We start from the raw sequence: 10150 nt of genomic DNA on the forward strand, positions 1-10150 counted from the left end.
GTCACTTCCGGGGTCTACCGTCACCTCACATGACCGAACGCGAGGTGGAATCCGTGGCGTATCCCGGCCCGGGCTCGCGCCCCTTCCGGCGCGACCTCGAGCCGATCGCCCCGCACGTGATCGTCTTGTTCGGCTGCACCGGCGACCTCGCCAAGCGCAAGCTCCTCCCGGGGCTGGCGTACCTCGCCGAGTCGGAGCTCGCCCCGGCCATCCGGATCGTGGGCACCGCCATGGAGGACCTCGACACCGAGGCGTTCCGGGAGCTCGCCCACGACGCCGTCCAGAACTACGGGATGCACCGTCTCGCCGAGGACGACTGGGCCGACTTCGCCGAGCGGCTGACCTACGTCCCGCAGGGCGCCGGGCCGGAGGGCCTCACGACCGCGGTGAAGGAGGCCCAGTCGAAGCTCGGCGACGACGCGCGGCTCCTGCACTACCTCTCGGTGCCCCCGAAGGCCGCGCAGGCCGTGGTCGAGATGCTGCGCGACGCCGACCTCGTCGGCGGCTCCCGTGTGATCATGGAGAAGCCGTTCGGGCACGACTTCGAGAGCGCGGTGAAGCTCAACGACTTCGTCCACAAGGTCTTCGACGAGTCGCAGGTCTTCCGCATCGACCACTTCCTGGGCAAGGAGGCCGCGCAGAACGTCCTGGCGTTCCGCTTCGCCAACGGTCTCTTCGAGCCGATCTGGAACCGGAACTTCATCGACCACGTCCAGATCGACATCCCCGAGGAGCTGGGGCTGGACACGCGCGCCTCGTTCTACGAGGCGACCGGCGCGTACAAGGACATGGTCGTCACCCACCTCATGCAGGTGATGGCGTTCGTGGCCATGGAGCCGCCGACCGCCCTCGAGCCGCGCGCCATCAGCGAGGAGAAGAACAAGGTCTTCCGCTCGCTGCTCCCGATCCATCCCGGCGACGTGGTCCGGGGACAGTTCGGTGGCTACCGCGACCACGACGACGTCGCGAACGACTCCGACACCGAGACCTTCATCGCCCTGCGGGTCGGGCTGGACAACTGGCGCTGGGCGGGCGTGCCGTTCTACCTGCGCACCGGCAAGCGCCTCGCCGAGGGTCAGCGGATCATCTCGATCGCGTTCAAGGAGGCCCCGCGGACGATGTTCCCGCAGGGCTCGGGCGTCGGCACCCAGGGTCCGGACCACCTGACCTTCGACCTCGCCGACAACTCCAAGGTGTCGCTGTCGTTCTACGGCAAGCGCCCCGGCCCGGGCATGCGCCTGCAGAAGCTGTCGATGCAGTTCTCCACCCAGGAGACCGGCGAGGCCGCCGACGTCCTCGAGGCCTACGAGCGCCTCATCCTCGACGCGATGCGCGGCGACCACACGCTCTTCACGACCTCCGAGGGCATCGAGTCGCTGTGGGAGCGCTCCATCCCGCTGCTGGCCGACCCCCCGCCGGTCAAGCCCTACCCCGTCGGCTCGTGGGGCCCGAACGCCATCCACCAGCTCATCGCGCCCAACGCCTGGCGTCTGCCCTTCGAACGCGCCTGGCGGGAGAAGAACACCTAGCGGTCAGCGCGGTGGGGTCAGTCCCGTCAGGGCCGCGTCGACGGTGCGGTGGACGTAGCTCGGGGGCGCGCCCGGATCGGGGCGCCACGACGGCAGCACGTCGGGCGCCTCGGACGGCGCGGTGCTCGCCGGCCCGTACTCGAACAGCCACCACAGCGTCGACCACGCGTCGAGGACGCGGGCGAGGCGCTGGCCGCCGTGGAAAGGGGTCGGCTCGGTGACGATCTCGGCGCCGGCCCGCCGGGCGCGCGCCACGACCTCGTCGGCGTCGCGCACGTAGACCTGCAGCAGGGCGGGGGTGAACGCCCAGTGCGGCTTGGCGTCGCACAGCATGACCGTGGAGTCGCCGATCCGGACCTCGGCGTGGATCAGCAGGCCGTCGGCGTCGACGGTGTGGGCCGCGCGGGTCTCGCGGCCACCGAGGACCTCGGCGACGAACCCGAGGAAACCCTCCGCGCCGCCGGGCCCGCGCACGGCGAGGAAGGGGTTGACGGTGCCGTAGCCGGGCGGGAGCGCGTCGCCGGTGAGAACCATGCCCGCAGCATCGCGCCCGACGCGGACAGTTCCCGTCCGCCTCAGTCCGGCAGCATCGGCATCTCGAGGCCCTGGTCGCGCCCGAGCAGGGTGCCGCGGGTGACGGCGGAGAGGCCGTAGCGCTCGCGGACCTCGTCGACCGCGGCGTCGAGCGCCAGCGGGTGCGCCCAGGAATCGTCACCGCCGGCGAAGGGCAGCTCGAGCTGCGCTCCGCCGGAGTCGTCGAGATTGCCGACGGCCACGCCGAGCATGGTCAGCCCCCGCTCGAAGATCAGCTGTGCGGCGGCGTCGGCGAGCAGGCGGATCGCGGCGAGGATCGCGTCGGTCTCGGCGGTGGGCACGGCGAGGGTGTGCGAGCGGGTGGCACGGCTGAAGTCGGCGAACCGCAGGCGCAGGGTGACGGTGCGCCCCGTCCGCCCGGCCCGGCGCATCCGCCGCGTCACGCGGTCGACCAGGCCCATGAGCACGGCGTCGACGCGCTCCGGCGGCATCGGCTGGCGCCCGAGCGCGCGCTGCGCCCCGATCGACCGGCGCCGGCGCCCGACCTGGACGCGGCGCGGGTCGCGCCCGTGGGCGAGCGCGTCGAGATGGCGCCCGGCGCCCTTGCCCAACAGCGACTCGAGGCCCGGACCGCCCATGGCGGCGAGCTCGCCGACCGTCGTGACCCCTTGGCCGCGCAGCTTGCGGGAGGTCACGTCGCCGACGCCCCAGAGCACCTCGATCGGCAGGGGGTGCAGGAACGAGAGCTCGCCGCCGACGGGCACCACCAGCAGGCCGTCGGGCTTGGCGACGCGGCTGGCGACCTTGGCCAGGAACTTCGTGCTCGCCACGCCGACCGTGATGGGCAGGCCGACGTCGTCGGCGACCGCGCGCCGCAGCTGCGCGGCGACCTCGGCCGGCGGACCCGCGATGCGGCGCAGGCCGGTGACGTCGAGGAACGCCTCGTCGATGGAGATCGGCTCCACCAGCGGCGTCACCGAGGAGAAGACCGAGAACACGGCACGGCTCGCGCCGCTGTAGGCCTCCATGCGCGGCGGGACGACGATCGCGTCCGGGCACAGGGCGCGCGCCATCCGCCCGCCCATCGCCGTGCGCACCCCCCGCGCCTTGGCCTCGTAGCTGCAGGCGAGCACCACGCCGCCGCCGACGATCACCGGCCGGCCGCGCAACGCCGGGTCGTCGCGCTGCTCGACCGAGGCGCAGAAGGCGTCGAGATCCGCGTGCAGGATCGTCGGCTCGCCGGACACGAACACACGTTCGCATGCGGGACCGACGGGGGACAGGACTTCACGAATCCGCTTGCACAAACCTGTAGCTCCAGCTATAACTATGTGCGTCAAGGCCAGCAAGAACGCAGTGCGGCAACGGAAGGAGATGACCGATCGTGCTGCTGAACTACGACCCCTTCGACACGTTCCGAGCCCTCGACCGGCTGACCAGCGGCGCCCGCCAGCAGGCGGTGAGCGGCATGCCGATGGACGTGTACCGGGCCGGCGACCACTTCGTCGCCTCGTTCGACCTCCCCGGCGTCGACCCCGGCTCGATCGACGTCTCGGTCGAGGGGAACGCGCTCACCGTGACCGCCGCGCGGACGGCGCCGAGCAGCGAGGGCGACTACCTGGTGGCCGAGCGGCCCCGCGGGCGCTACAGCCGCCAGCTGATGCTCGGGCGCGACCTCGACACCGAGCGGCTCCACGCCTCCTACACCGACGGGGTGCTGACGCTGACGATCCCCGTGGTCGAGAAGGCCAGGCCCCGGCGCATCGAGATCGAGCACAGCGCCGGCACCCACAGCATCGAGGGCGGTCACCCGCACGACACCGAGGAGGCGCCGACGTCCTGACATCCCACGACAGCACGACCTCAGCGACCATCATCGGAACGTGAGCACCCCGCCGGGGACGGCCCCGGCGGGTGCTCACGCATGCGCGCGTCGCGGCCGGGAGGAGGCCTGGATGGGCACGGAACGCCTCGACGACCACGACTACCCGTCGCTGACCATCGGGCAGGCCGCCGAGCTGATCGGCGTCGCGCCCGCCTTCCTGCGCAGCCTCGACGCCGCGGGCCTGGTGCACCCCCACCGGTCCGGGGGCGGGCAGCGGCGGTACTCGCGGCGCCAGGTGGACTTCGCCGCGCGCCTCCGCGCCCTGTCCGACGAGGGCCACACCATCGCGGGGGCCGCCTCCATCCTGACCTTGCGAGGAGATCTCGCCGACGCCCAGCGCGACCTCGAGACCGTGCGGGCCGAGCGCGACGAAGCCCGCGCGCAGCGCGACGAAGCCCGCGCGCAGCGCGACGAAGCCCGCGCCGACCGGTCGGGCCGCGACGCGCCGGGCTGACGACCGCTCAGTCGCGCAGTCGCAGGATGATCCGCTCGCCCGGGTCGCGGCCGACGAGCTTCGTCACCTTCCCCGCCAGCGCCATGAGGTCCACCAGGCGGAACTGCAGACCGTACTTCGCCGCGAGCGCCCGGCGGGGGTCCTCCTGCGCTGCGGGCTCGGCGACGATCTCGGCCCGTCCGTGGGCGGTCGGCGCATCGGGGGCGACGGTGCCGCGGCGGGTGCACGGGCGCGCGAGGACCCGCGGGTCGCGGCGTACCCGCCTGACCTTCCCGCTGCCCGCGGCGGTGATGACGACGAGCGCGTCGCCGTCGCGGGCCACCCACACCGGCGTCGCGACCTCCTCGCCGCTGCGCCGGTAGGTCGTCAGGGAGACGAACTCCTCGTCGCCCAGGGCGGACAGATCCGTGGTCGCGCTCACCGAATCACCCCACCATGATCGCGGTGGACCTGCGCGGCGGGGGGAACATGGTGCTCATGGCCAGGCGCACCACACGGCCGGCGGACCTCGTCCTCGAGGGCGGCGGGGTCAAGGGCATCGGGCTCGCGGGCGCCGTCGCCGCGATGACCGACCGCGGCTGGGTCCCGCACCGCATCTCCGGTACCTCCGCCGGCGCGCTCGTCGGCGCGATGGCCGCCGCCGGGGCGACCGGCGAGCAGCTGGGCGAGATCACGTCCCGGCTCGACTTCCGCGAGGTCGCCGACCGCCGCGGCATCGGGCACCTCCCGCTGGTCGGGCCGGCGCTCGCGTTCCTCGGCGGCCAGGGCGTCTACCAGGGCGAATGGCTGCACACGTGGGTCGACAAGGAGCTCGCCGCGCTCGGCGTGCACACGTTCGGCGACCTGCGCATCGACGACCCCTCGCTGCCGCCCGCGCAGCGCTACCGGCTGGTCGTGACGTGCTCGGACCTCACGCTCGGCCAGCTCGTCCGGTTGCCCTGGGACTACCGGGCCGTCTACGGCCTGGACCCGGACACCCAGCCGGTGGCCGACGCGGTCCGCGCCTCGATGGCGATCCCGTTCCTGTTCAAGCCCGCCACGCTGACGAACCCGCGCACCGGGGTCACCTCGACCCTCGTCGACGGCGGGCTCCTGTCGAACTTCCCCATCGACTCGCTCGACCGCACGGACGGGCGGGAGCCCGCGTTCCCGACGTTCGGGGTCACGATCACGACGGCCCCGAAGCCGGGCATCGGCGACCGGGTGGCGCTGTTCCACTCGCGCTGGTTCGACATCCCCCAGCCCGCGCCGCTGCGCCTGCTCGAGCAGCTGATCACGACGATGATCCTCGGCCGCGACCAGGCGGTGCTCAACAAGCCGTGGGTCGCCGCCCGCACGATCCACGTCGACGCCGGCGCGGTCGGGCTCCTCGACTTCGGGATCACCCCGGAGAAGGCCCGGGCCCTCTACGACGCGGGCTACACGTCGGCCACCGCGTTCCTCGACCAGTTCAACTGGCAGGCCTACAAGCGCCGCTTCCGCCGCGAGGCGTCCGTCGAGGGAGCCGTCAGCGGCGCAGGCTGAGCAGCTGCTCGGTGAACCCGCCGAAGCCGCGCTCGGCGTCGACGAGGTGCACCTCCAGGATCCAGTGCGCCGTGCGACCGGAGGGGTCGACGGTGCGCATCGGCCGGTCGTTGCCCTCGGTGATGTAGCTGTGCCGGCGCTCGTCGTCGATGAGCTCGTGGGGGAACTCGCCGACCAGGTGCCCGGAGTGCGGGCCCCCGAAGGTCCACCCCCGGGCGCGGGCCAGCGCGCAGACGTGCGCGTAGAGCTGGGCGCCGGTGATGTCCGGGTGGGCCTCGAAGTGGTCCCGACCCTCGGCCCAGACGGCGTCGAGGTCCTCGCGCAACCGGTGCTTGACCGGGTCGTCGCCGAGCACGTACGTGCGGCCGACGTCGGCCTCCCAGTCGGCCCCGTGGGTCGAGCTCCGCTTCGCTGCGTCTCCCGCGAAGATCGGCCCGAAGTCGAGGAAGACGATGTCGTCCTCGGTGATCACGCGGTCCGGGGGGTTCTCCGTGTACGGCTGGAGCGTGTTGCTGCCGGCCCGCACGACGCGCTTGTGCCAGTGCTTGTCGGTGCCGAACAGCTCGGCACCGAGGTCGCGGACCTCGTCGGAGACCTGCTTCTCCCCCTTGCCGGGCGCGACGAGCCCGCGGCGCAGCACCTCGTCGAAGAGCCGGACCGCCTTCTCCTCCGCCGCGATCAGCTCGTGCGCGCGCCGGTCCTCGTCGATCCCCGCTGACGTCGTGCCCATGGCCGCCATCCTGCGCGTCGGCGGGCAGACTGGCCAGGATGAGCAGCACCGGCCCCCGGGCCCGCGCGGAGTGCGCCGCGCGGGAGCGCCTGGTCGCCTCGCTGCTGCGTGAGACGGATCCGCCGGTGGCCCGCGACGGCGACCTGCTCCGCATCACCCTGCCCGCCGGGGTCCTCGGCGTGCAGGCGCGCGTCGTCTCACCGACCGGGCACCACCGGTTCGGCCCGGCGGTGACGCTGGACGACCGCGTCGCCGACCACGACGCGGTCGTCGCCGCGGTGCTCGACGCCGTCGGGGCGCCGCCGGAGCACGCGTCGCTGGTCGCCGACAGCGTCCGCCGCACCGCGCGCTACCTCGCCGCACCCCCGCGCCACGAGCCCGACCCGACGCGTGCCGCGGAACAGGCCCTGCGCCTCGGGCACCCGTTCCACCCGACGCCGAAGAGCGCGGAGGGGCTGGGCGACGACGACCTCGCGGCCTGGGCGCCCGAGCTGGGCGCGTCGTTCGTGCTGCACCACCTCGCCCTGGACCCGCGCGTGGTCGTCACCGGCGGCGCCCCCGCAGCACCGCCGCCCGCAGTCGCCGCGCACCTGCCCGACGGCTGGACCGCCCTGCCCGTGCACCCGTTCCAGGCCCGCGTGCTCGCCGGCGACCCGACGCTCGCGCTGCTCGAGGCCGAGGGCAGCGCGCGCTGGCTGGGGCCGCTCGGCGACCCGGTCTGGCCCACGTCGTCGGTGCGCACGGTGGTCGACACGGTCACGGGCGCGGCGTGGAAGCTGCCGCTGCGGGCGCGGCTGACCCACTTCGTCCGGACGACGCCGGTCGAGCAGGCTCGTCGCGCCGTGGACGCCGGGATCGTGGTCGACGGGCTCGGCGCGTTGCCGGCGGGCTTCGGGGTCATCACCGACCGCGGGTTCGCGACCCTCGACCCGGCCGTCGGCGGCGAGCGGCTGGCCGCCGACCTGACCGTCATGACCCGCGCGCCGTTCCCGCCCGGCGGCCCCCGGGTGCTCGCGGCCCTGCTCGAGGACGGACCGGGCGGCGAGGAGCCGCCGCTGGTGGCCGACGTCCGCGCGGCCGGCGACGTCCACGCGTGGCTGCGGCGCTGGCTCGCGGTCTCGCTGCTGCCCCTGCTGCGGCTCTTCGGCGCGGCCGGCATCGGGTTCGAGGCCCACCCCCAGAACACGCTCGTGGTGACCGACGCGTCCGGGTGGCCGACGGCGTGCTGGGTGCGCGACCTCGAGGGCGCCCACGTGCGCCGCGACCGGATGCCGCCGGGGCTGGCCGCCGACTCGCCGCTGGTCTACCCGCCCGAGGAGGCGTGGCAGCGGCTGCGCTACCACGCCGTGGTCAACCACCTCGCGCTGCTCGTCGCGGTGCTGGGCCGGTGCACGGTCGGCGAGGACGCGCTCTGGGACACGGTCGCGGCGACGCTCGCCGCCGTCGACGACCCCGACGCCGCGCCGTGGGCCGCCGACCTGCTGACGAGCCCCACGCTGCCCGCGAAGGCGCACCTGCGCAGCTGGGCCGCGGGCCGGGGCGAGGACCCGATCTACCTCGACCTGCCCAACCCCGTCGCCGCCGCCGCCGCGCGGTGCAGGGCGGGAGCGCAGAGAGCAAGATCGGGGCCATGACGGGCTTCGAGCTCGGGACCGACGGCCCCGGCACCATCCTCACCGCGGTCGACGGGTCGATCACCTCGCTGCGGGCGGGCGCCTACGCCGCGGGGCTGGCCCGCCGCCAGCACGCCCACCTGCTCGTGGTGACGGTGGCGACGACGTCGTCGCTCGCGGCCATGGCGCCCGGGGCGCTCGCCGTGCTCAGCGACACCGCCGAGCAGCTCGCGGCCGAGGTGCAGGGCGAGGCCAAGCGCTACCTCGACCAGCTCTCGCTCACCGGCGAGCTGATCCGGGTGCAGGGCGACCCGTACACCGAGATCGTCCGGCTCGCCGACGAGCGCAAGGTCGACGGCGTCGTCGTCGGGGCCTCGGCGAAGGCCGGCCACCGGATCGTCGGATCCCTCGCGACACGCCTCGTGCGCGCCGGCAAGTGGCCGGTCACGGTCGTCCCCTAGCGCATTCACCCGTCCGTACCAGTGACGCGCACCACGTTTGACCTACAGTGAGGGATTCCTGTCCCTGCCCCTCGAGGTCGCCCGTGAGCACGCATCTCACGCCCGCCAGTCCCGTCCACCTCGCTCCGTCGTACGCGACGCCGGCCTGGTTGATGCGGGGGCTGACGAACGAGCCCGGTGTCCTGAGCCTCTACGCCGGTCGGTTGCGGCTGGTCACCGGCACGGGCGTGGTGTTCGACGCCCCGCTCGGCGCCGTGGAGCGGCTCTCGTTCCCCTGGTACCAGGGTGCCGCCGGGCTGCGTGTGGCCATCGGCGGGCACCGCTACCGCATCGCGCTGGGACGCCCGCACGGCGCCGGCCTGCCGCCGGCACGCCTCCTCGACGCCAGTGGCCCGGACCGCGCGGGCGCCGAGAGCCCGGGCGCGGTGACCGTGCACTCGGTGCTCGAGGGCCGGCGCGCGGGCCGGGTCTGGCGCACGCTCCTCGGCGCCTAGATCCTGGTGCAGCGAACGGGTATCTCGCTGCTTCTATGCGCCGGAAGTCCCCGTTGATCATCAGCTCATGTTCGGCTGACCGTTCGAGGCGCCGAGACCGCCGTCGACCGGGATGTGCGCGCCGTTGACGAAGCGCGCGTCGTGGCTCGCGAGGAACGCGATGACGTCCGCGACCTCCGCCGGCTCGGCCGGCCGTCCCATCGGGATGCGCGCCCGGAACGCGGCCATGGTGTCGTCGTCCGAGCGGATGCCGGCGGACATGTCGGTGACCGTCAGGCTCGGGTGCACGGCGTTGACGCGCACACCCTGCCCGCCGTGGTCGAGCGCCATGGCGTTGGTCAGGTTCGTGACCGCGCCCTTCGCGGCGTTGTAGGCCGCCATCGACCAGTCGCCGCCGAGCCCGGACACCGAGCCGACGTTGACGATGCTGCCGCCGGCCTCGCGCAGGTGGGGCAGCGCGGCGCGCGACGCGTAGAAGACGCCGTCGACGTCCGTGGCCATCACTCGGCGCCACGCGTCGGCGTCGAGGTCGTCCACGGTGCCGGGCTCGGCGACGGCAGCGTTGTTGACCAGCGTGTCGAGCCGTCCGTGCTCGGCGACGACGTCGGCGACGAGCCGGCCGACCGCCTGCTCGTCCGAGGTGTCCGCGACGCGCGCGACGACCGTCGAGCCGGCCGAGGCGTCAGCGACGACCTTGTCGAGCTTCTCCTGCGTCCGCCCGGTGATCACGACCGTCGCGCCCTCGGCGCCGAAGCGGTGCGCCGTCGCGGCGCCGATGCCCGATCCCCCGCCGGTGACGATGACGACCTTGCCGGTGCTGCGGCCCTCGGCCACGGCGACCTCCTGATGGTTGAAGCGTTGATCGTCGGGGGCTACCCGCCCCTCGGCCCGTCACCCCTGGTGTCGACAGGCTCACGTCGAGTGGC

The 10150-nt window shown here is 73.9% G+C and carries 12 protein-coding genes; 7 read left to right on the plus strand and 5 right to left on the minus strand.

Annotated features, from left to right (window positions below):
* Positions 1-29: 29 nt before the first annotated feature.
* Complete coding sequence (zwf, locus tag ACR9E3_RS12015; RefSeq protein ID WP_460380518.1) at positions 30-1529, plus strand: glucose-6-phosphate dehydrogenase; 1500 nt, start codon at positions 30-32, stop codon at positions 1527-1529.
* 3 nt (positions 1530-1532) lie between these two features.
* Here the strand turns inward: zwf and ACR9E3_RS12020 are convergent, their stop codons facing one another.
* Together ACR9E3_RS12020 and dinB are read right to left on the minus strand one after the other, a co-directional pair.
* Positions 1533-2063: a VOC family protein gene (locus ACR9E3_RS12020; RefSeq protein WP_460380519.1), complete on the minus strand. Its 531-nt coding sequence runs from the start codon at positions 2061-2063 to the stop codon at positions 1533-1535.
* Positions 2064-2104: 41 nt separating this feature from the next.
* The gene (gene dinB / locus ACR9E3_RS12025) at positions 2105-3316 is read right to left on the minus strand and encodes a DNA polymerase IV (protein WP_460380520.1); all 1212 of its coding nucleotides are present in this window, start codon (positions 3314-3316) and stop codon (positions 2105-2107) included.
* A 131-nt stretch (positions 3317-3447) separates the two neighbouring features.
* Here dinB and ACR9E3_RS12030 point away from each other — a divergent pair, with 131 nt between their 5' ends.
* Positions 3448-3906 carry an Hsp20/alpha crystallin family protein gene (locus ACR9E3_RS12030; protein ID WP_460380521.1) on the plus strand — a complete coding sequence of 153 codons (459 nt, stop codon included), beginning with the start codon at positions 3448-3450 and terminating at the stop codon, positions 3904-3906.
* A gap of 112 nt (positions 3907-4018) precedes the next feature.
* Positions 4019-4402: a MerR family transcriptional regulator gene (locus tag ACR9E3_RS12035; protein ID WP_460380522.1), complete on the plus strand. Its 384-nt coding sequence runs from the start codon at positions 4019-4021 to the stop codon at positions 4400-4402.
* A 7-nt stretch (positions 4403-4409) separates the two neighbouring features.
* Here the strand turns inward: ACR9E3_RS12035 and ACR9E3_RS12040 are convergent, their stop codons facing one another.
* Entirely contained in the window at positions 4410-4823 is a 414-nt protein-coding gene (locus ACR9E3_RS12040) for a PPOX class F420-dependent oxidoreductase (RefSeq protein WP_460380523.1), read from the minus strand.
* A gap of 14 nt (positions 4824-4837) precedes the next feature.
* Between ACR9E3_RS12040 and ACR9E3_RS12045 the strand changes: the two genes are divergently transcribed.
* A complete protein-coding gene (locus ACR9E3_RS12045) occupies positions 4838-5926 on the plus strand; it encodes a patatin-like phospholipase family protein (protein ID WP_460380524.1) in 1089 nt (362 codons plus the stop codon).
* On the opposite strand, the gene ACR9E3_RS12050 is transcribed toward ACR9E3_RS12045, so the two are convergent.
* On the minus strand, positions 5910-6656 hold the full coding sequence (locus ACR9E3_RS12050) for a M24 family metallopeptidase (protein ID WP_460380525.1): 747 nt from the start codon (positions 6654-6656) through the stop codon (positions 5910-5912). The two genes, ACR9E3_RS12045 and ACR9E3_RS12050, sit on opposite strands and share 17 nt — an antisense overlap.
* A gap of 38 nt (positions 6657-6694) precedes the next feature.
* On the opposite strand from ACR9E3_RS12050, the gene ACR9E3_RS12055 reads away from it, so the two are divergent.
* The 3 genes from ACR9E3_RS12055 (at position 6695) to ACR9E3_RS12065 (ending at position 9224) form a co-directional block, all read left to right on the plus strand.
* On the plus strand, positions 6695-8290 hold the full coding sequence (locus ACR9E3_RS12055; protein WP_460380526.1) for an IucA/IucC family protein: 1596 nt from the start codon (positions 6695-6697) through the stop codon (positions 8288-8290).
* Positions 8287-8730 (plus strand): universal stress protein, encoded by a 444-nt coding sequence (locus ACR9E3_RS12060; protein ID WP_460380527.1) that lies wholly within the window; start codon positions 8287-8289, stop codon positions 8728-8730. The genes ACR9E3_RS12055 and ACR9E3_RS12060 overlap by 4 nt, the downstream gene beginning before the upstream one ends.
* An 83-nt stretch (positions 8731-8813) precedes the next feature.
* The gene (locus tag ACR9E3_RS12065; RefSeq protein ID WP_460380528.1) at positions 8814-9224 is read left to right on the plus strand and encodes a hypothetical protein; all 411 of its coding nucleotides are present in this window, start codon (positions 8814-8816) and stop codon (positions 9222-9224) included.
* Between the two features lie 60 nt (positions 9225-9284).
* Here the strand turns inward: ACR9E3_RS12065 and budC are convergent, their stop codons facing one another.
* Positions 9285-10058 (minus strand): meso-2,3-butanediol dehydrogenase, encoded by a 774-nt coding sequence (budC, locus tag ACR9E3_RS12070; RefSeq protein WP_460380529.1) that lies wholly within the window; start codon positions 10056-10058, stop codon positions 9285-9287.
* Between the last annotated feature and the right edge of the window lie 92 nt (positions 10059-10150).

The organism is Actinomycetospora sp. C-140 (genome assembly GCF_054796175.1).